Here is a 20,716-nt window from a genome sequence, read left to right on the forward strand (position 1 = left end):
GGAGTGCTGAGGCTTCGCTAAATCGAGGGAAAGGTCACACGCGCCTCCCCTCCTGCGCCCTCGCTAACGGGCGCTAACCTGCGGTCATGAAGGTCCCGCCCGAAGGGCTCCCCCTCGCTGCCGAGTTCCCGGCCGCGCACCGTGAGCAGTGGCAGCAGCTCGTCGAGGGTGTGCTGCGCAAGTCCGGTGCCCAGCCCGAGGACGGCGCCGCCGCCGAGCAGGCGCTCACCACCGGCCTCCAGGACGGCCTGCGCGCCCGCCCGCTGTACACCGCCGAGGACACCGCGGCCGAGCCCGGCTACCCGGGCTTCCCGCCGTTCGTGCGCGGCGGCAGGCCGCAGGGCTCGGTCGTCGCCGGGTGGGACGTCCGCCAGCGACACGCCGACCCGGACCGCCGGCGCACCAACGAGGCCGTCCTGGCCGACCTGGAGCACGGCGTCGGCTCGATCTGGCTGGAGCTGGGCGGCGAGGGCCTCCCGGTGACCGCCCTGCCCGAGGCGCTGACCGGGGTGTACCTGGACCTGGCCGCCGTGGCGCTCGACGCCGGCCCCGAATTCACGGACGCCGCCGAGCAGTTGTTCAAGCTGTACGAGGAGCGCGAGGTCTCCCCCGGCGCCGCCGCCGGCAACCTCGGCGCCGACCCGCTGGGCCTCCAGGCCCGTACCGGCCAGGCCGACCGCACCCCCGCGCTGCTCGCCGAGGCCACCGCACTGGCCGCCCGCTGCGCCGCCGCGTACCCGGGCGTCCGGGCCCTGACCGTCGACGCCCTGCCGTACCACGAGGCCGGCGCCTCCCCCGCCCAGGAGCTGGGCTGCTCGCTCGCCACCGGCGTCGCCTACCTGCGGGCGCTGACCGCCGCCGGGCTGTCGGTGGACGCCGCGCTCGGCCAGCTGGAGTTCCGCTACGCGGCGGACGCCGACCAGTTCCTGACGATCGCCAAGTTCCGTGCCGCGCGCCGCCTCTGGGCCCGCGTCGCCGAGGTGTCGGGGGCGTCCGCGGAGGCCTCGGCGCAGCGCCAGCACGCCGTCACCTCCCGGGTGATGATGACCGCCCGCGACCCGTGGGTGAACATGCTGCGCACCACCGTGGCCTGCCTGGCCGCGGGGGTCGGCGGCGCCGACGCCGTCACCGTGCTGCCCTTCGACAGTGCGCTCGGCCTGCCGGACGCCTTCGCCCGCCGGATCGCCCGCAACACCCAGTCGATCCTGCTGGAGGAGTCCCACCTGGCCCGGGTGATCGACCCGGCCGGCGGCTCCTGGTACGTCGAGCAGCTGAGCGAGGAGCTGGCGCAGGCCGCCTGGGCCTGGTTCCAGGAGATCGAGCGGGCCGGCGGCCAGCTGGCCGCCCTCACCGACGGGCTGGTCGGCGAGCGGATCGCCGCGACCTGGGCGGAGCGGTCCGTCCGGCTCGCCAAGCGGCGCGAACCGGTCACCGGCGTCAGTGAGTTCCCGCACCTGGGCGAGCAGCCGCTGGTCCGCGAGCCGGCCCCGGCCGCTCCGGGCGGCGGGCTGCCGCAGGTGCGCCGCGCCGAGGCGTACGAGGCGCTGCGGGACCGCTCGGACGCGGTCCTGGCCGCCACCGGGTCCCGTCCCACGCTGTTCCTGGCCTCGATCGGCACGGCCGCCGCGCACACCGCGCGCACCACCTTCGCCGCCAACCTGTTCCAGGCCGGCGGCATCGCGACGACCTCGCTGGAGTCCGTCGACCCGGCCGCGTTCGCCGAGGCCTTCGCCGCCTCCGGTGCCACGGCCGCGTGCCTGTGCTCCAGCGACGCGCTGTACGGCGAGCACGCCGAGGCCGTCGCGGCCGCCCTCAAGGCGGCGGGCGCGCGCCGGGTGCTGCTGGCCGGGCGTCCCGGCGAGCAGCGCGCGGCCTACGAGGCGGCGGGCGTGGACGGCTTCGTGGCGGCGGGCGGCGACGCCGTCGCCACGCTGACCGGCCTGCTGGACGAGATCACCGACGAGAACATCGCCGACGAGAGCAAGGTGGCGTGATGATCCCCGACTTCACCGGAATCGGGCTGGACGGCGACGCCGCCCGGGACGTCACCGACGAGAGCTGGCAGGCCGCATGGCGCCAGGCCACCGGCAAGGACGTCGACGAGCTGCGCTGGGACACCCCCGAGGGCATCGGCGTCAAGCCGCTGTACACCGCGGACGACCTGGCCGGCCTGGACTTCCTGGGCACCTACCCCGGCGTCGCCCCGTACCTGCGCGGCCCCTACCCGACGATGTACGTCAACCAGCCGTGGACGGTCCGGCAGTACGCCGGGTTCTCCACCGCCGAGGAGTCCAACGCCTTCTACCGCCGCAACCTGGCGGCCGGCCAGAAGGGCCTCTCGGTCGCCTTCGACCTGCCGACCCACCGCGGCTACGACAGCGACCACCCGCGGGTGACCGGCGACGTCGGCATGGCGGGCGTGGCGATCGACTCCATCTACGACATGCGCCAGCTCTTCGACGGCATCCCGCTGGACAAGATGTCGGTGTCGATGACCATGAACGGCGCGGTGCTGCCCGTCCTGGCGCTGTACATCGTGGCGGCCGAGGAGCAGGGGGTGCCGCCGGAGAAGCTCGCAGGGACCATCCAGAACGACATCCTCAAGGAGTTCATGGTCCGCAACACCTACATCTACCCGCCGCAGCCGTCGATGCGGATCATCTCGGACATCTTCGCGTACACCTCGCAGAAGATGCCGCGGTACAACTCGATCTCCATCTCCGGCTACCACATCCAGGAGGCCGGGGCCACGGCCGACCTGGAGCTGGCCTACACGCTGGCCGACGGCGTCGAGTACCTGCGGGCCGGGCTCGACGTCGGGCTGGACGTGGACGCCTTCGCGCCGCGGCTGTCGTTCTTCTGGGCGATCGGCATGAACTTCTTCATGGAGGTCGCCAAGCTGCGCGCGGCCCGGCTGCTCTGGGCCAAGCTGGTCAGGCAGTTCGACCCGAAGAACGCCAAGTCGCTGTCGCTGCGCACCCATTCGCAGACGTCCGGCTGGTCGCTGACCGCACAGGACGTGTTCAACAACGTCACCCGTACCTGTGTGGAGGCGATGGCCGCGACCCAGGGGCACACCCAGTCGCTGCACACCAACGCCCTCGACGAGGCGCTGGCGCTGCCGACCGACTTCTCGGCCCGGATCGCCCGCAACACCCAGCTGCTGCTCCAGCAGGAGTCCGGCACCTGCCGGGTCATCGACCCGTGGGGCGGCTCCGCGTACGTCGAGAAGCTCACCCACGACCTGGCCCGCCGCGCCTGGCAGCACATCCAGGAGGTGGAGGCGGCCGGCGGCATGGCCAAGGCGATCGACGCGGGCATCCCCAAGCTGCGCGTGGAGGAGGCCGCGGCCCGCACCCAGGCCCGGATCGACTCCGGCCGCCAGCCGGTGATCGGCGTCAACAAGTACCGGGTGGAGAGCGACGAGCAGATCGACGTGCTCAAGGTCGACAACTCCTCGGTGCGCGCCCGCCAGATCGAGAAGCTGCGCCGCCTGCGCGACGAGCGCGACGAGGGCGCCACCCAGGCCGCGCTGCACGCGCTGACCCGGGCCGCCGAGGCCGGTCCGCAGCGCGGCGGTTCGCTGGACGGCAACCTGCTCCACCTGGCGGTGAACGCGGCCCGGGCCATGGCCACCGTCGGCGAGATCTCGGACGCCCTGGAGAAGGTGTACGGCCGGCACTCGGGCCAGATCCGTACCATCTCGGGTGTGTACCGAGACGAAGCCGGGGCGTCGGCCCCGCTCCAGCGCACCCGCGACCTGGTGGAGCGGTTCGAGCAGGCCGAGGGCCGGCGGCCGCGCATCCTGGTCGCCAAGATGGGCCAGGACGGCCACGACCGCGGCCAGAAGGTGATCGCCACCGCCTTCGCCGACCTCGGCTTCACGGTGGACGTCGGCCCGCTGTTCCAGACCCCCGCCGAGGTGGCCCGCCAGGCCGTCGAGGCGGACGTCCACATCGTCGGCGTCTCCTCGCTGGCCGCCGGACACCTCACCCTGGTGCCGGCCCTGCGCACCGAGCTGGCCGAGGCCGGCCGGGAGGACATCACCATCGTGGTCGGCGGGGTCATCCCCCCGGGCGACTTCGACGCCCTGTACGAGGCGGGCGCCGCGGCGGTCTTCCCTCCCGGCACGGTGATCCCGGACGCCGCCTACGACCTGCTCAAGTCGCTGGCCGCCGACCTCGGCCACGAGCTCTGAGGCGCTGAGCCGATGGCGCCCCGGACGATCGACCTCGACCAGTACGCCCAGGGGGTGCGGGAAGGCTCGCGCGCTTACATCGCGCGGGCCATCACCCTCGTCGAGTCCACCCGGCCCGACCACCGCGCGCTGGCGCAGCAGCTGCTCACCATGCTGCTGCCGCACGCGGGCGGGGCGGTCCGGGTGGGCATCACCGGCGTCCCCGGTGTCGGCAAGTCGACTTTCATCGACGCGTTCGGCACCATGCTCACCGGCCTCGGCCACCGCGTCGCGGTGCTGGCCGTCGACCCGACGTCCAGCCGCACCGGCGGCTCCATCCTGGGCGACAAGACCCGGATGGAGCGCCTCGCCGTCGACCCGAACGCCTTCGTCCGCCCCTCCCCCACCTCCGGCACACTCGGCGGCGTGGCCCGGGCCACCCGCGAGTCGATGGTGGTGATGGAGGCCGCCGGCCACGACGTCGTGCTGATCGAGACGGTCGGCGTCGGGCAGTCGGAGACCACGGTGGCCGGCATGGTCGACTCCTTCCTGCTGCTCTCACTGGCCCGCACCGGTGACCAGCTCCAGGGCATCAAGAAGGGCGTGCTGGAACTCGCCGACGTGATCGCCGTCAACAAGGCCGACGGCCCGCACGAGACCGACGCCAAGGCCGCCGCCCGCGAACTGGCGGGCGCGCTGCGGCTGTTGCAGGCGCCGGACGCGCCGTGGACGCCGCCGGTGCTCACCTGCAGCGGCCGCGACGGCAGCGGGCTCGACGTGCTGTGGGAACGGCTGCAGCAGCACCGCAAGGTGCTCGACGCGACCGGCGCCCTGACGGCGAAGCGCCGCGACCAGCAGGTCGAGTGGACGTGGGCGATGGTCCACGACCAGCTCTTCGCCCGCCTGCACGCCCACCCCGAGGTCCAGCGCCTCGCCCCCGGGCTGGAGCAGCAGGTCCGCGCGGGCACCCTCCCGGCGGGGTCGGCCGCCCAGCAGATCCTGGACGGCTTCTTCGGCCCCTCGTCCTGACGGTCACGCCGGCGGGGGCACGCAGATGAACGGAGAACGGCCCCGGACCTCGCGGTCCGGGGCCGTTCCGCTGCCCTGCCCGCGTCAGGCGGCGGTGACGGCGGCGAAGCGCTGCGACACGTCCTGCCAGTTGACGACGTCCCAGAGCTTCTCGACGTAGTCCGGGCGGACGTTGCGGTACTGCAGGTAGTACGCGTGCTCCCAGGCGTCGAAGGCCAGCAGCGGGGTGGTGCCCTGGCCGACGTTGCCGTGGTGGTCGTAGACCTGCTCGACGATCAGGCGCTTGCCGAGCGGCTCCCAGGAGAGGATGCCCCAGCCGGAGCCCTGGACGCCGGTGGTGGCGGTGGTGAGCTGCTTGCGGAAGGCCTCGAAGCTGCCGAAGTGCTCGGTGATGGCGTCGGCGAGGGCGCCCTCGGGGCGGTCGCCGCCCTCCGGGGAGAGGTTCTCCCAGAAGAGCGAGTGCAGCACGTGGCCGGACAGGTGGAAGGCGAAGGTCTTCTGCAGGCCGACCAGGCCGCCGAACTGCTCCTTGTCGCGCGCCTCGGCGAGCTGGTCCAGGGTGTCGTTCGCGCCCTTGACGTAGGCGGCGTGGTGCTTGGAGTGGTGCAGCTCCAGGATCTCGGGGGACATCGCCCGCTCGAGTGCGGAGTAGTCGTACGGCAGGTCGGGAAGCGAGTAGGTGCCCATCAGGACACGGCCCCTTTCGGCGGGTTGAACGATGACGATCGTGCCGGAAACACACTATTGCGTATCAGTTGCAGAAACGAAGTATGGGCTCCTGCATATTCCTCACACCCCGTCGGGCACAATGGTCGCACGCACGCGTAATGACCGATGAGGGTGAGTGACCGTGACCGGATCGCCGGTGGCGCTGGGAATCGAGCCCTCCTGCGACGAGACCGGCGCGGGCGCCGCCGCCGCGGCTCTGCACGGACAACGGCGCCATGGTCGCCGCCATCGGCAACCTGCTGGTCCGCTCGGGTGCGGCGCCGGCGCCGGCGGACCTGTCGATCGACCCCTCGGCGCCGCTGGAGTACGCGGCGCTGACGCCGCTCGCCTCCGTGCGGGCCGGCGCGGCGTGGCGGCGGCCGACTGCCGGTCTGCGAGACGGCGGGGTGACTGGACGACGGGACTGCGGGAGGGCCGGTTCGCCGGTCGGGGGTCCGCAGGCCTGTGGGCTGGAGTCCGTCGGCCGGCGGGTTCCTGACAACGTTTCGGTTGCGGTCGCGATCAATCCCGCCCGAGGCCTTCCCGTCGCAATGCGCCATGTGCCATTTTACATGTCACACATCGAGCGGTCGCGCCCCCAACACGCGACCCCGAACGGCCCCGGAGGCCCCCACAGATGCGTCCCTTCCGGATATCCAAGGCCCAGGCGCGAAGGGTACCGGCGCTCGGCGCCGCGTTCTTCATCGCGCTCGGCCTGTTCGCACCGCAGAGCCAGGCCGCCCCGATCGGTCAGGCGTCCGCCGCCGCGCCGGCCGCCAAGGCCGCAGCCCCGCGGGCGATCCCGGTCCCCAAGTCCCCCGAGGCCACGACGGGAGGCCGTCCGCTCGCCTCGGAGACCGACGGCACCGCCGGCACCCCGAAGGCGGCCGCCGCCGGCACGCCGGCCAAGGCCGCCAAGCAGTTCTCGGCCGCCGCCGCGGCCAACGGCTGCGACACCTCCGCCTTCACCAACGCCACGGGCAGCGCGCTGGTCGCCAACGTCAAGGCCGCGAGCCTCGACTGCATCAACTCGCTCTTCCTGCTCACCGGTACCGACGCGACCAGGGCGTTCCGCGAGGCCCAGATGGCCACCGTCGCCAACGGCCTGCGCGACGCCTCCGCCGGCTACCCGGGTGACAACTCCACCTCCGTCGGGCAGTTGGTGCTCTTCCTGCGCGCCGGCTACTACGTGCAGTGGAAGTACCCCAACGACGTCGGCCAGTACGGCAGCACGCTGCAGACCGCGATCCGCGGCGGGCTCGACGCCTTCTACGCCGCCCCGCACAGCAAGGACGTCACCCAGGCCAACGGCGACACCCTCGCCGAGGCCGTCACCCTGATCGACAGCGCCTACGAGAACGGCCGCTACACCGGCGTCGTGAAGCGGCTGCTCGCCGACTACACCACCAGCTGGCCCAGTTCGATGACCACGGCCGTCGCCAACACCGAGACGGTCATCGAGAACGGCTTCGACCGGGACGGCTTCATCCCCGCCCTCCAGGCCGATCCCGGCTTCGCCACCACCATGTCCTCGTTCGTGACGCGGAACGCCTCGCTGATCAACGGCGGCGACATGGTCACCTCGATCGGCATCCAGATCGGCAACCTCGTCGCCCACGACGAGCTCAGGGCCCAGGGCCGCCCGATCGTCAAGGACCTGGTCAGCCGCTACCCGCTGGTCGGCGCCACCGCCCCGCTCACCATGAACCTGGTCTGGTTCACGGAGAACAAGGACAAGGGCAACTGCTCCGTCTACGGCCTCTGCGACCTGCCCACCCGGCTCCCCCCGCTGGTGCTCACCAACGAGCGCACCTGCAACGCCAACCTGCGCGTCCGCGCCCAGGAGATGACCGCGCAGCAGCTGGCGGACACCTGCACCAGCCTGATCAACGAGGACGCCCTGTTCCACAAGGTGATCCAGGACAACGGCGCGATCCCGGGTGACGTCAACACCAACCTGGAGGTCGTCGTCTTCGACGACTACTACGAGTACAGCCTCTACGCCGGATCGATGTACGGCATCGCCGTCGACAACGGCGGCATGTACGAGGAGGGCAACCCGGCCAAGGTCGGCAACCAGGCCCGCTTCATCGCCCACGAGGCCAGCTGGCTGCGCCCGGACTTCCAGATCTGGAACCTCAACCACGAGTACACCCACTACCTCGACGGCCGCTACAACATGTACGGCGACTTCGACGCCGGCATGACCACCCCGACCATCTGGTGGGTCGAGGGCGTCGCCGAGTACATCTCGTACACCTACCGCAACGTGCGCAACGCCGACGCGATCGCCGAGGCCGGCAAGAAGACCTACAAGCTCAGCGAGCTCTTCGACACCGTCTACGACCAGACCCCCGACGCCAACGTCAACTCCAACCGGATCTACCGGTGGGGCTACCTGGCCGTGCGCTACATGCTGCAGTCGCACCCGGACGACGTGAAGGCGGTGCTCGCCAAGTACCGCACCGGCGACTGGAACGGCGCCCGCACCCTGCTCAAGAGCACCATCGGCACCAAGTACGACGCCGACTTCGCCACCTGGCTCACCGCGTGCGCGGCCGACAACTGCGGCACCCTGCCGCCCGTCAGCCAGGCCCCGCTCTGCACCGCCGCCGACACCCGGCAGTTCGACAAGAACTGCCGTCGTGACAACCTCGCGGCCACCACCGGCAACTACAGCTACCACTTCCTGTACCTGCCGGCCGGCGTCAAGCAGCTGACCATCACCAGCAGCGGCGGCAGCGGAAACGCCGACCTCTACTACGGCGGCGGCAACTGGGCCACCACCGGCAGCTACCAGGCGAAGTCCACCAACGCCGGCAACGGCGAGAGCCTCACCATCGCCAACCCGCCGTCCGGCTGGGTCTACTTCAGCCTCTACGGCCAGCAGACCTTCGGCGGCGCCAGCGTCACCACGCAGTACCAGTAGGCAGTAGCAGTAAGCCCTCGGTTGTGAATGCTGCGCCCCGCCCGTGCCCGCCACGGCGCGGGGCGCACGCGCATCGCGGCGGGCCGCGCGCACGTTGAGGCGGGGCGCGGCTTCACCTCGGCGAGGCGCACACGCATCACGGCGGGCCGCAGCCTCATCGCAGCCGGGTGCCCCCTCAGGCGGACCAGGTGACCAGGGGCGGCCGGACGGCGGCGCAGAGCGGGTGCCCCTTGGCGTCGGTCAGGCCGAGCCGGGCCACCAGCAGGCCGCTGCGGACGGCCGCCTCGACCGTTGCGGCCGGCACCGCGTCCAGCATCAGCTTGGCGCGGCGGAACATGGTGAAGCCGTCCGCGTCGGCGTTGACCCAGGACAGGTAGACGAAGCGGGCCCCCGGGCCGCCCTGGACGTACGGGCCGAGGAGGTCCGACCCCGCCTTGGCCGTGCACTCCAGCGTCCAGACGGCGCGCGGTGCGTCACCGGGGACGGGGTCGAGCAACTCGCCCGGTTTCCCCCGGCGTTGGACGGCGACATGGATGTCGTCGTAGCCGGGGAAGCCCGGCGCCGGAGCACAGCTGCGCCCCGGCAGGCCGGTGGCCTCGATCCTGATCCGCACGGTGCTGCTCCGCGCGCTGGTGTCGGGCGTGCCGCTGTCGGGCGGGGCGCTGTTCGGCATGCTGCCATCCTGCCCCTTCCGGCCCCTTGCGGGACGCAGGCGCCAGCTGCTCCGCGCGGCGACGCCGAGCGCGACGACGATCTCGAAGAGGACGCCGACGGTGATCCCGGCCGCCGTGGGCGTCGGCCGGTCCCGCAGCTCCTTCGGCGGCCGGACCCGTGCGGCCCAGCCCGTGCGGCCCAGCCCGTGCAGCAGTGTCCGTAGGGCCGGGTCCGTGCCTTCGCGGCCCCGAGGTCGGCCAGGGGCCGGGTCGCCCGCCTGCTGCTCGACTCCCCTCAGTGGCCGCAGCGTTCGGACACCGGGGCGGCACCCCAGGCGAGGAGCATGCGCAGGGCGTCGTCGGACGGCGTGCCGGGCTCGGCGGCGTAGGTGATCAGCGCCTGGTCGGGGTCGGAGGCCGGGCGCAGTGTGTCGTAGTCCAGCTCCAGGGTGCCGACCAACGGGTGGTGGAAGACCTTGCGGCCCGAGGTCTTGTCGCGGACCGGGTGCTCCGCCCACCAGTGCCGGAACTCCTCGCTCTGCATGGCGAGTTCGCCGATCAGCTCGGCGAGCCGGGGATCGTCGGGGCGGCGGCCGGCCTCCAGTTGGAGGAAGGCGACGCTCTCCCGGGCGCAGGTGGTCCAGTCGGCGTAGAGCGAGCGCGAGGCCGGGTCGAGGAAGGTGATGCGGGGGATGTTCCGCTCGTTCGGGGCGAGGGCGCCGTAGTCGCCGAGGAGGGCCGCGGCGGCGCGGTTCCAGGCCAGGACGTCCATCCGCCGGCCGATCACCAGGGCCGGGACGTCCGGCAGTTCGGCCAGCAGCCGGGCCAGCATCGGCCGGACCCGCTGCGGGGCGGACGGTGTGCGCCCGGCCCGGCGGTCCGCCCGGGTGCGGGCGAGCCGGTGCAGGTGCCGGGCCTCCTCCTGGTCGAGCTGCAGTGCACGGGCCACCGCGTCGAGCACGGCGTCGGAGGGGTTGCGCACCCGGCCCTGTTCGAGCCGGGTGTAGTAGTCGACGCTGACCCCGGCGAGCTGGGCGAGCTCCTCGCGGCGCAGGCCGGCCACCCGGCGGCGGCCGCCGAAGTCCGGCAGGGCCACGTCCTCGGGCCGCAGCCGGGAACGGCGGCTCCGCAGGAACTCGTTGAGGCTGATCGCGGTGGTCATAGGAGGATTCTCGCCGCCCTGTGGCCTCGGCAGCCTGGTCCTGTCAGAACCAGGCTGCCGAGGCCACTGCGGGCACGGCGAGCACCGCGGCGCCGGCCGGTACGGCGAACACGGCCGCACGTCGGGCACCGCGGCGCCGGCCGCAGGGTGACCGCTCAGCCGGCCGGGGCCGCCGAGACCAACCCGCCGTCGATCACGAAGTCCTGGCCGGTGAGGTACGAGGAGCGCGGCGAGAGCAGGAAGGCCACCGTCTCGGCGACGTCCTCGGCCTGCCCGAACCGGCCCAGCGGCACCCGGGCCCGGACGGCCTCCCGGTCGGCGACGGGGACGTTTGCCTCGAACATGTCCGTGACGATGTAGCCGGGGCTGACCGAGTTGACCCGGATTCCCCGACCGGCGAGGTCGCTGCCGAAGGTGCGGGCCAGGCTCTGCACGGCGGCCTTGGTGGCCGAATACACCGGGGCCACGGCGAGGCCGCGGTGCGCCGTCCAGGAGGCGTTGAGGACGACCGAGCCGCCGCCGGCCGCCGCGAGCAGCGGCAGCGCGTGCTGAACGGTGAAGAAGACACCCTTGACGTTGACGGCCATCAGGCGGTCGAACTGCGCCTCGGTGGCCTCGGCGACGGGTTGGAAGGCCGCGATCCCGGCGTTGGCGAACACCCCGTCCAGCCGTCCGTACCGCTCGCCGATCACACCCGCCAGCCGCTCCAGCTCGGCCGGCACGGCCGCGTCGGCGCGGACGGGGAGAACACGGCCCGGGGCGCCGCCGGTTGGGGTTCCGGCGCCCGCCGGGGAGCCGTGCCCGCCGCCGCCGCCGGTCAGTTCGGCCGCGGCGCGCGCCAGCCGGGCCTCGTCGCGTCCGGTGATCACCACGCTCGCGCCGCCCGCCAGCAGCAGCCGAGCGGCGGCGAGGCCCATCCCGCCGCTGCCACCGGTGATCAGCACCGTCCGGCCGTCGAACTCGCGGGCGCCGTCGGGGTTCTGGTTGTTCTCGTGCGGGGAGGTCGGGTTCGCAAAGGTCATGCCCCCACCTTCGCGACCGACCGGCCCCGCCCACCAGGCCCGCCGGAACCGGGGTCCGCCAGGACCACCCTCCCGGCCCACGGGGCTCGGAGGCCGGCCCGGTCCGTGGTGGCGGTCAGGACGGCGGGGTGGCCGTCGTCGCGGACGAGGCGGTCCATTCCCTGCCGGACGACGCCGCCGGAACCGCGGGCCTGTGCTGTCGCCCCGGGCACGGCGACGGCGACGGCGAGGCGGCGGCCGTCGCGGCCACCAGCGATTGCTTCGCCGTCGGGCCGGCTCGCCCGTGCGCCCGCTACACCTGCGAAGCCCTCCGGTGCCGGTGCCGGCCCACCGCCGCCCGGCCGGTGACGCCGGAGCGGGGATGCGTCCGGGCCTCGGGGGCGGGCGCCGGGCGCCAGACCCGGGTGGCCGCCCCGGCCGCCACCAGCGCGAGCGCGCCCAGCGTCACCGTGGCGGCCGGGAGGCCGGCGGTGGCGCCGAGCCAGCCGGCCAACGGGTAGGTGAGCAGCCAGCAGCCGTGGGAGAGGGAGAACTGGGCGGCGAAGACGGCGGGCAGGTCGGCCGGGCCCACCGCGTCGCGCAGGAGGCGTCCGGTCGGGGTGAGGATCAGCGAGCCGGCGGCGCCGAAGGCGGCCCAGAGCGCGAGCAGCGCGGGCCAGCGCCAGCCGGCCGTACCGTCCGGGCCGGCCACCGCGAGTGCCGCCAGCGCGCCGAGGAGTCCGGCGGTGCCGAACGCCGCCGGGAGCATCACCGCGCGGTCGGTCACCCGGTCCAGGACGCGGGGCAGCAGCAGGGCGACGGCCATCGAGCCGCCGCCGTACGCGCCGAGCGCGAGGGGGACGTCGCCGGCGGGGCGGCCGAGCTGGTCACGGACGTAGACGACGGTGTTGACGATCACCATGGCGCCGCCGGCGGCGACCGCGAGGTCGAGCGCGAGCAGGGCGCGCAGCCTGGGGGCGGCCAGGAAGAGGCGCACGCCCCGGGCCGAGCGCTCCAGGACGCCGCCGGGGCGGTCGGCCGGCACCGGTTTGGGGAGGACGGCGGAGACGACCAGGGCGGCCGAGGCGAGGAAACCGGCCGTGGTGCCCCAGAACAGCCAGTGGTACCCGACCAGCGCCAGCAGTCCGGCCGCGAGCATCGGCCCGGCGAGACTCTCCAGGTCGTAGGCGAGCCGGGAGAGCGACAACGCGCGGGTGTAGTCGCGTTCCGCCGGCAGCACCTCGGGGATCACCGACTGGAACGCCGGGGTGAACGCCGCCGAGGCGGACTGGAGCAGGAAGATCAGCAGGTAGACCTGCCAGACCGTGGTGACGAACGGCAGCGCGACGGCGACCGCCGCCCGGGTCAGGTCGGAGGCGACCATCAGCCGGCGGCGCGGGATCCGGTGGGCCATCGCGCCGACGACCGGCGCGATCCCGACGTAGGCGACCATCTTGATCGCCAACGCCGTGCCGAGCACCGAGCCGGCGTCCGCCCCCGCGAGGTCGTAGGCGAGCAGGCCGAGGGCGACGGTCGCCAGGCCGGTGCCCACCAGGGCGACGACCTGGGCGGCGAACAGGTGCCGGTAGGTGGGCTCGCGCAGCACGGACAGCATGGGGACCCCGCTCGGACTCGGCGCGCACGGCGGCGGCGCGCAGGACGACAGGGCACCGGCGTGGCAGCTCGGGCAGCGGAGCGGCAGGCGCCGGGGCGACAGCCTCAGCATAGGACAACATGTGCGTACGTGTGCACCTATTGGAGGGAGAAGCCGGGGAAGGGGACCGCGAAGGGGGCTGGGGAGGGCGCCGGGGAACAGGACCGCGAAGGGACCGGGGAAGAGCTCCGGCTGGAGACCCTCCCCATCGCAGCCGGGCCCGCTCAGTCGTGCGGCGGCAGTCCGCTGATCTGATGGTCCGCGACGTTCAGCGCCTCGTTGACCAGCCGGCGCAGGTGTCCGTGCCGCAGCGCGTAGACGACCCGTCGCCCGTCCTTGCGGGTGGTGACCAGGCCGGCCAGCCGGAGCTTGCTCAGGTGCTGGCTCACCGAGGGCCGGGCCGCGCCGCAGGCCTCGGTCAGCGTCGTCACGTCGGCCTCCCCCTCGCCCAGCCGCTGCATCAGCGCGAGCCGGGTGCGGTCGGCGAGCAGGGCGAGGATCCCGGCTGCCGTGTCCAGCCGCTCGTCGTTCCGCAGCCGTTCGCCCGCGTCCGGCTCCTGCGACCGATGCGCACCTGATAGCTGAAGGCTCCCGCTCATGGCCTCATCGTAGAGGGCGCACCGTGGCGGCTCACCCGCTCGCACACGGTGCCACCGGCCGATCCGCGCCCCCGGTCCGCCCCCGGTCCGCCCCCGGCACCCGGGCCGTGCCCGCACCCCCAGCCGCACACCCACCCGGCCCGTACCCGGGCGCCCACCCCCGCCCGGGCGATCGAGCAGGTCGGCCCCGTCGGGACGTGGCGCGCCCTCACAGCGAAGCGGCGGCCCCGGCTCCGGGACCGGGAGCCGCCGGGGTGCACCCGGCGCCGGTGGCACGCGGCACCGGGTGGGTCACCGGGCTACCGGCCGGGCTTGCGGCCGTGGTTGGCCTTCTTCTTCCGCCGGGCCTTCTTCCGACGGGCGCGCTTGGACATGTCGTTCTCCCTGGCAGGTAGGTGGTTCAGGCAGCCCGGCCGACGAGCTGGTCGGCGAGCTTGGCGAGGCGCTTCTGCGAGCGCTCCTCCTGGGCGGCCGCGGCCGTCGGGGCGAGCTCGCCGCCGTCGTAGTACTCGCCGTTGAGCAGCGACACGTCGGGCAGGCAGAGCCGGACCACGGCGGCCGCGCCCTCGGCCGGCGGCGCGCCGACCCGGCCGTACAGCGGGAGCAGCGCGGTGTCGCACAGGCCCGGGTCGAGGCTGACGGCGGTGATGCCGGAGCCGGCCGGGGCCATGTCGGCGGTCGCCATGGTCAGGGCGAGCTGGGACTGCGCGTACGCCGCGACCCGCGAGTACTTCTTCGTTCGGTGCGGGTCCGTCCAGTTCATCGAGGCGGTGCGGTGAAGGGAGGAGGAGACGTTGACGATCCGCGCGTCACCGGCCGCCGAGAGCGGGGCCCGCAGCAGCCTGGCGAGCAGGTGCGCGGCGAGGAAGTTGACCTGGAGCGAGACCTCGTTGCCGTCGTCGGTGAGGGTGCAGCGCTCGGGGGCCATCACGGCGGCGTTGTTGACCAGCAGGTCGAGCGCCGGGTAGTGCTTCACCACGGTGCCGGCCAGCACCGCGACCTCCGAGAGCCGGGTGAAGTCGGCGGCCAGCTCGACGAGTTGGTCGCGCCGGGCACCGGCGGCGACGAGCCGCTCGACGGCGGACTCGGCCTCGGCGGTGGTGCGGGCGTGTACCAGGACGGTGGCCCCGAGCCCGGCCAGCAGGCGGGCGCTCTCCCAGCCGATGCCGGAGGAGGCCCCGGTGACCAGGGCGGTGCGGGAGGACAGAACTGCGTCGGACATGACCCATCCAAGGGTGGCGGGCACCGCCGGGCAGCCGGCGGGCGTGACGGTGCACGCCCGCCGGGGGCCGACGGTGCGAAGAGGGAGGTGATGCGCGTCCGCCCCCGCCCACAGCGGCGGGGGGCGGACGGCGCGGAGCGGCGCGGACGCGGCGGAGACGCCGCCGGGCCCGCGCGCGCAGCCGGTGGCGGAGCGGGGAGGCTCGGTGCTACCGGACGCCGGTGAAGACCGCGGCCACTGCCGCGGCTGCGACCGCGGCTGCGGCTGCGGCTGCGGCTGCGGCCATGGGTGCGGCCATGGGTGCGGCTGCGGCAGGCACCACGGCAACGGCCCGGGGCCGCGGATGCGGCGGGCGGTCGTGGTGGCGTGTCGAGCGGTTCACGCCCCCCATCCAAGCCCGCCCTCCGACGCCCGGGCAAGGCCGACCGGCCGCCCTGACACGGCTCTGACGCTCCCCTGACGCCCCCTTGACGACGCCTCACTCTCCCGGGGTGCGGCGCCCTCTCATACGGCGCCATCTCATACGGCGCCCTCTCATACCGCGCCGTCTCAGGAGAAGTCGAGCGACCCCGTGCGAGTGCGCTTGAGCTCGAAGAAGTGCGGGTGTCCGGCCAGCAGCCGCACGCCGTCGAAGACCCTCACCGCGTCCTCGCCGCGCGGGATCGCGGTGAGGACCGGGCCGAAGAACGCGGTGCCGTCCACGTGCATGGTGGGCGTCCCGACCTCCTCGCCCACCGGGTCCATGCCCTCGTGGTGGCTCTTGCGCAACGCGCCGTCGTACGCGGTGCTGTGGGCCGCGTCGGCCAGTTGCTCGGGGAGGCCCGCCTCGGCCAGGGCCTCGCGGAGGACGGTCTCGCCGACGGCCCGGTCCTGGTCGTGCAGGCGGGTGCCGAGCGCGGTGTAGAGGCCGCGCAGGACGTGCTCGCCGTGCTGCTCGGCGGCGGCGATGCAGACCCGCACCGGGCCCCAGCCGACGTCGAACAGCCGGCGATAGCGCTCGGGGAGGTCCTCGCGGCCCTCGTTGAGGACGGAGAGGCTCATCACGCGGAAGGTGAGGTCGAGTTCGCGGTGGCGCTCGACCTCCAGGATCCAACGGGAGGTGATCCAGGCGAACGGGCAGATCGGATCGAAGTAGAAGTCGACTTTGTTGCTCACACCGCCGATCCTAGGGAGCGGGTGGTCCGCCGGACAGGACCAGTCCGGCTCATGATCCATGGGCCACTTGGCGCACGGGGACGGCCGCGGCCCGCCCGGGTCAGCCCCCTCGCCCGGGTCAGCCCTCGCGCAGGTCCGCGATCCGGCGGATCTTGCCGACCGAGCGCTCCAGGCTGTACGGGTCCAGCACCTCGGCCTCCACCGTCACCCCGACCCCGTCCTTGACCGCCCGGACGATCGCCGCGGCGGCGGCCTCCCGCTGCTCGGGCGCGGCGTCCGGGCGGGCCTCGACGCGGACCGTCATGTGGTCCATCCGGCCGCGGCGGGTCAGGCGCAGCTGGAAGTGCGGCGCCACGGCGGGGGTGCGGAGCAGGATCTCCTCGATCTGGGTGGGGAAGACGTTCACCCCGCGCAGGATGATCATGTCGTCGCTGCGGCCGGTGACCTTCTCCATCCGCCGGAACGCCGGGCGGGCGGTGCCGGGCAGCAGGCGGGTGAGGTCGCGGGTGCGGTAGCGGATGACCGGCACGGCCTCCTTGGTGAGCGAGGTGAAGACGATCTCGCCGCCCTCGCCGTCGGGCAGCACCTCGTCGGTGATCGGGTCCACCACCTCGGGGTAGAAGTGGTCCTCCCAGATGTGCAGGCCGTCCTTGGTCTCCACGCACTCCTGGGCGACGCCCGGGCCCATCACCTCCGAGAGGCCGTAGATGTCGACGGCGTGGAGGTCCATCCGCTCCTCGATCTCGCGGCGCATCTCCTCCGTCCACGGCTCGGCGCCGAAGATGCCGACCTTCAGCGACGTGCCGCGCGGGTCCACGCCCTGCTTCTCGAACTCGTCGAGCAGGGTGAGCAGATAGGACGGGGTGACCATGATGATCTCGGGCCGGAAGTCCCGGATCAGCTGCACCTGCCGGGCCGTCATGCCGCCCGAGGCGGGGATGACCGTGCAGCCGGCCCGCTCGGCGCCGTAGTGCGCGCCCAGGCCTCCGGTGAACAGCCCGTACCCGTAGGCGATGTGCACCTTGTGACCGGCCCGGCCGCCGGCCGCGCGGATCGAGCGCGCGACCACGTCGGCCCAGACCGAGAGGTCGTGCTCGGTGTAGCCGACCACGGTGGGCAGGCCGGTGGTGCCGCTGGAGGCGTGGATCCGGCGGACCTCCTCCATCGGGACGGCGAACATGCCGAAGGGGTAGGTCTCCCGCAGGTCGGCCTTGGTGGTGAACGGGAAGCGGGCCAGGTCGGCGAGGGTCCGGAAGTCGTCAGGCCGTACGCCGGCCGCGTCGAACTTGCGCCGGTACAGCTCGACGTTGTCGTACGCGTGGTGCAGCGTGCGGCGCAGGTGTGTGAGCTGGTGCGCCCGCAGCTCCTCGCCGGTCATCCGCTCGCCGGCGTCCAGCAGCTCGTCCGGGAGCGGCTCGCCCAAGCGCGTCCGCGCGGGCTCCGGGCCGGTCGGTCTGCTGGTCATCGCGTTTCCTCCACCGTCCGAGGGCCCCGACTGCGCCGCGCGCCGACCGACCATTCGGTCAGCTCTCGGGCATGGCCAAGTAATCCAGCACCCGCACCGGCTGTCAAGGGTTGCCGCGCAGGTCGGAGGCCCGCCGGGCACGGACCGGGCCGGGCGACGGGGCGTGGCGGGGGTACGGGGTGGCGGGGGTACCTGGGTGCCCGGGCACGGGGTGGCCCGGGCGCCGAAACCTTGACGAACGACCGGGGCGCCGGGCGCCCGGGGTCTGTCGAAAGTCCTGCGCGCATCTCTGCCGAACGGCAGATGGCAGCGGGCCGCCGATCCGGAAGGCTCGACCGCGTCGCCACCGGCCCGACCGAGAAAGCGGATCGCATGCTCGAACTGATCGACATCACCAAGGTCTACAAGGGCGGGAAACGGGCCGTCGACGGCCTCTCCCTGCACCTGGGCCCCGGCATGCTGGGCCTGCTCGGCCCCAACGGCGCGGGCAAGTCCTCGCTGATGCGGATCGTCTCCACGGTGACCAGGCCCACCTCCGGCGGGCTCCGCTACCGGGGCGCCGACGCGCTCGCCCGACCCGACGAACTGCGCCGTCACCTCGGCTACCTACCACAGGACTTCGGCGTCTACCCCAACCTGACCTCCCGCGAGTTCCTCGGCTACCTCGCCGCCGCCAAGGGGCTCTCCGCCCGCACGGCGCGGGCCCGGATCGAGGAGCTGCTCGCCCTGGTCAACCTCACCGAGGCGGTGAAGCGGCCGCTCGGCGCGTACTCGGGCGGCATGCTGCGCCGGGTCGGCATCGCACAGGCACTGCTGGCCGACCCCCGGGTGATCGTGGTCGACGAGCCCACTGCGGGCCTCGACCCGGAGGAGCGGGTGCGCTTCCGCAACCTGCTCAGCGAGCTCTCCGCCGACCGCGTGGTACTGCTCTCCACCCACATCGTCTCGGACATCGAGTCCGTCGCCGCCGACATCGCCGTCGTCGCAGGCGGCCGGCTGCTGCGCCGCGGCACCCCCGAGCAGCTGGCCGGCGAACTCCACGGGCGGGTGTGGGAGTTGCTCGTGAGTCCGGCCGAGGCCGCCGCCGTACAGGGCCGCCACCCGGTCAGCCGGATGGTCCGGACGGTGGACGGCGTCCGGCTCCGGGTGCTCGCCGACCGGGCCCCGTCCGGCGACGCCGCCCCGGCCGCACCGGACTTGGAGGACGCCTACCTGGGCATCGTCCGGCAGGCCGCCCCCGGCCCTGACGCCGGCGCCGAGTCCTCGCCCCCGTTCTCCCCCGGCGGCCCGCTCCGGCAGCAGGCGGTGCGGCGATGACGGCGCGCGCCCTGGCCGGCCTGGCCGCCGGCGACTTCCGCGACCGGGTGCGGCGCCCCGTCTACGCCGTCACACTGCTGGCTGCCGTCGGGCTCGGCTACCTGGCCGTCCCACCGGTCGACGGACACTGGGTGATCCTGGCGGTCGGCCGCTACCGCGGCGAGTACGACAGTGCGTACGTCGGGCTGGCGACGGCCCTCGCGGGCGCGCTCTGGCTGACCCTCGGCGGGTTCTACGTCGTACGCAAGGGCATCGGCCGGGACGAGGAGACCGGGGTCGGCCAGATCCTCGCCGCCACCCCACTGCGCACCTCCGCCTACCTGGTGGCGAAGTTCCTCAGCAACCTGCTGGTGCTCGGCTCGATGCTGGGCGTGCTGGCGCTCACCGCGGCGGCCATGCAGCTGGTCCGGGGCGAGAACCGCGCGATCGACCCGGTGGCGCTGCTGACGCCCTTCGTGGTGACGGCCCTCCCACTGCTCGCGGTGACCGCCGCGGCGGCCGTCCTCTTCGAGACGCTGCCGCTGCTGCGCAGCGGGACGGGCAACGTGGTCTGGTTCTTCGTCGCCCTGGCCGTCACGATCGGCGGGCAGTCCCCCGGCGCACCGTTCGGCGGGCTCGGCGTCGGCCAGGCCGCCGAGTCGCTGCGCGCGGCGGCCCTGGCCGCCGGGGCCGGCCCGGTCGAGGGCGAGGAGTTCAGTCTCGGGCTGACCAAGGTGGACACACCGCTGGTGCCGTTCCCCTGGGCCGGCGCCGGTTTCGATGGCGGCTTCATCCTCCAGCGGCTGCTCCTGGTGCTGCTCTCGGTGGCGCTGGTGGTGCTCCCGGCGCTCTGGTTCGGCCGCTTCGACCCGGCCCGAGGCCGCCCGGCCGACGCTGCCGCCCCGTCGTCCGGTCGGAAGGCCGCCGGAGAGGCCGCGCCGCTCACCCCTGCCCCCGTTCCCGTTCCCTCGATTGTCGCGCTGCCCCGCACCGCCCCCGCGTTCGGCGGCACCTTCGGACGGCTACTGGCGGGCGAGGTGCGCATCCTGGCCGGCGGGGTGTCGCGCTGGTGGTGGCTGGTCACCGCCGGGCTCACGCTGGCCGGCCTGACCGTCCCGATCGGCGCGGTGACCGGCGTGGTCCTGCCCGCGCTCTGGGTCTGGCCGGTGCTGGTCTGGTCGGGCCTGGGCAGCCGTCATGCCGAGAACGACCTGGAGGTCCTGCTCGGCGCCTATCCGGCCGCCCGCCGTCGTCTGCTGGCCGAGTGGGCCTCCGGCGTCGCCCTGGCCGCCGTGACGGGCGCGGCACCGCTCATACGCCTCGCCGTCGCCGGTGACGCCGCCGGCACGGCCGCCTGGGCCGCGGGCGCCGTCTTCGTCCCCTCCCTGGCGATGGCCCTCGGTATGCTCTCCCGCACCCACCGGGTCTTCCAGGCCCTCTACCTCCCGCTCTGGTACCTGGTGGTCAACCAGGTCGCCGCCCTCGATTTCATGGGCGCCGTCCGCACCGACGGCCGCCCCACCGGCCCCGCCCCACTGCTCGTCCTCGCCGTCGCACTGGCCCTGCTGGGCACGGCTTTCCTGGCCGACGCGGCCCGCCGCGAGGTGAAGGCGAGGTGAAGGGTCAGGCCGTGCCGCCGGCGGAGCCGCCTCATCGGCCACCCTGC

Annotated in this window: 16 protein-coding genes and 1 pseudogene; 7 read left to right on the plus strand and 10 right to left on the minus strand. The window is 73.7% G+C overall.

Annotation, left to right across the window (positions count from 1 at the left end; genetic code table 11):
- Positions 1-86: 86 nt before the first annotated feature.
- Genes ACZ3YO_RS03775 through meaB form a run of 3 tightly spaced genes read left to right on the plus strand, consistent with a single transcriptional unit; the run spans position 87 to position 5,206 of the window.
- A complete protein-coding gene (locus ACZ3YO_RS03775; protein ID WP_465564410.1) occupies positions 87-1,994 on the plus strand; it encodes a methylmalonyl-CoA mutase subunit beta in 1,908 nt (635 codons plus the stop codon).
- Positions 1,991-4,198: a methylmalonyl-CoA mutase gene (scpA, locus tag ACZ3YO_RS03780; RefSeq protein ID WP_465564413.1), complete on the plus strand. Its 2,208-nt coding sequence runs from the start codon at positions 1,991-1,993 to the stop codon at positions 4,196-4,198. Before ACZ3YO_RS03775 ends, scpA begins: the two co-directional genes overlap by 4 nt.
- Before the next feature lie 12 nt (positions 4,199-4,210).
- Positions 4,211-5,206 carry a methylmalonyl Co-A mutase-associated GTPase MeaB gene (gene meaB / locus ACZ3YO_RS03785; RefSeq protein WP_465543789.1) on the plus strand — a complete coding sequence of 332 codons (996 nt, stop codon included), beginning with the start codon at positions 4,211-4,213 and terminating at the stop codon, positions 5,204-5,206.
- Positions 5,207-5,290: 84 nt separating this feature from the next.
- On the opposite strand, the gene ACZ3YO_RS03790 is transcribed toward meaB, so the two are convergent.
- Entirely contained in the window at positions 5,291-5,893 is a 603-nt protein-coding gene (locus tag ACZ3YO_RS03790; protein ID WP_465543791.1) for a superoxide dismutase, read from the minus strand.
- A gap of 218 nt (positions 5,894-6,111) precedes the next feature.
- Between ACZ3YO_RS03790 and ACZ3YO_RS03795 the strand changes: the two are divergent.
- Both ACZ3YO_RS03795 and ACZ3YO_RS03800 read left to right on the plus strand, forming a co-directional pair.
- Positions 6,112-6,276 (plus strand): annotated as a pseudogene (locus ACZ3YO_RS03795) (tRNA (adenosine(37)-N6)-threonylcarbamoyltransferase complex transferase subunit TsaD); the annotation flags it as partial.
- 275 nt (positions 6,277-6,551) lie between these two features.
- Positions 6,552-8,843, plus strand: coding sequence for a M9 family metallopeptidase (locus ACZ3YO_RS03800; protein WP_465564418.1), 2,292 nt, complete (start codon positions 6,552-6,554; stop codon positions 8,841-8,843).
- 175 nt (positions 8,844-9,018) lie between these two features.
- On the opposite strand, the gene ACZ3YO_RS03805 is transcribed toward ACZ3YO_RS03800, so the two are convergent.
- The 9 genes from ACZ3YO_RS03805 to paaK form a co-directional block, all read right to left on the minus strand.
- Positions 9,019-9,516: a DUF5990 family protein gene (locus tag ACZ3YO_RS03805; RefSeq protein WP_465564421.1), complete on the minus strand. Its 498-nt coding sequence runs from the start codon at positions 9,514-9,516 to the stop codon at positions 9,019-9,021.
- 275 nt (positions 9,517-9,791) lie between these two features.
- Entirely contained in the window at positions 9,792-10,658 is an 867-nt protein-coding gene (locus ACZ3YO_RS03810) for a helix-turn-helix transcriptional regulator (RefSeq protein WP_465564424.1), read from the minus strand.
- 155 nt (positions 10,659-10,813) lie between these two features.
- Entirely contained in the window at positions 10,814-11,680 is an 867-nt protein-coding gene (locus ACZ3YO_RS03815) for an SDR family NAD(P)-dependent oxidoreductase (protein ID WP_465564426.1), read from the minus strand.
- Positions 11,681-11,972: 292 nt separating this feature from the next.
- Positions 11,973-13,274 (minus strand): MFS transporter, encoded by a 1,302-nt coding sequence (locus ACZ3YO_RS03820; protein WP_465564429.1) that lies wholly within the window; start codon positions 13,272-13,274, stop codon positions 11,973-11,975.
- A 263-nt stretch (positions 13,275-13,537) separates the two neighbouring features.
- Positions 13,538-13,912 carry an ArsR/SmtB family transcription factor gene (locus ACZ3YO_RS03825; protein WP_396323847.1) on the minus strand — a complete coding sequence of 125 codons (375 nt, stop codon included), beginning with the start codon at positions 13,910-13,912 and terminating at the stop codon, positions 13,538-13,540.
- Between the two features lie 299 nt (positions 13,913-14,211).
- Positions 14,212-14,286: a 50S ribosomal protein bL37 gene (locus tag ACZ3YO_RS03830; RefSeq protein ID WP_465565207.1), complete on the minus strand. Its 75-nt coding sequence runs from the start codon at positions 14,284-14,286 to the stop codon at positions 14,212-14,214.
- Between the two features lie 26 nt (positions 14,287-14,312).
- Complete coding sequence (locus ACZ3YO_RS03835) at positions 14,313-15,134, minus strand: SDR family NAD(P)-dependent oxidoreductase (RefSeq protein WP_465564432.1); 822 nt, start codon at positions 15,132-15,134, stop codon at positions 14,313-14,315.
- A gap of 549 nt (positions 15,135-15,683) precedes the next feature.
- Positions 15,684-16,289, minus strand: a complete 606-nt coding sequence (locus ACZ3YO_RS03840) for a mycothiol-dependent nitroreductase Rv2466c family protein (RefSeq protein ID WP_465564434.1) — start codon at positions 16,287-16,289, stop codon at positions 15,684-15,686.
- Positions 16,290-16,407: 118 nt separating this feature from the next.
- Positions 16,408-17,754 carry a phenylacetate--CoA ligase PaaK gene (paaK, locus tag ACZ3YO_RS03845; RefSeq protein WP_465564437.1) on the minus strand — a complete coding sequence of 449 codons (1,347 nt, stop codon included), beginning with the start codon at positions 17,752-17,754 and terminating at the stop codon, positions 16,408-16,410.
- A gap of 372 nt (positions 17,755-18,126) precedes the next feature.
- Between paaK and ACZ3YO_RS03850 the strand changes: the two genes are divergently transcribed.
- Both ACZ3YO_RS03850 and ACZ3YO_RS03855 read left to right on the plus strand, forming a co-directional pair.
- The gene (locus ACZ3YO_RS03850; RefSeq protein ID WP_465564440.1) at positions 18,127-19,071 is read left to right on the plus strand and encodes an ABC transporter ATP-binding protein; all 945 of its coding nucleotides are present in this window, start codon (positions 18,127-18,129) and stop codon (positions 19,069-19,071) included.
- Positions 19,068-20,669 carry a hypothetical protein gene (locus tag ACZ3YO_RS03855; protein WP_465564442.1) on the plus strand — a complete coding sequence of 534 codons (1,602 nt, stop codon included), beginning with the start codon at positions 19,068-19,070 and terminating at the stop codon, positions 20,667-20,669. The genes ACZ3YO_RS03850 and ACZ3YO_RS03855 overlap by 4 nt, the downstream gene beginning before the upstream one ends.
- Positions 20,670-20,716: the final 47 nt, after the last annotated feature.

Source organism: Kitasatospora sp. NPDC022785 (genome assembly GCF_055561295.1).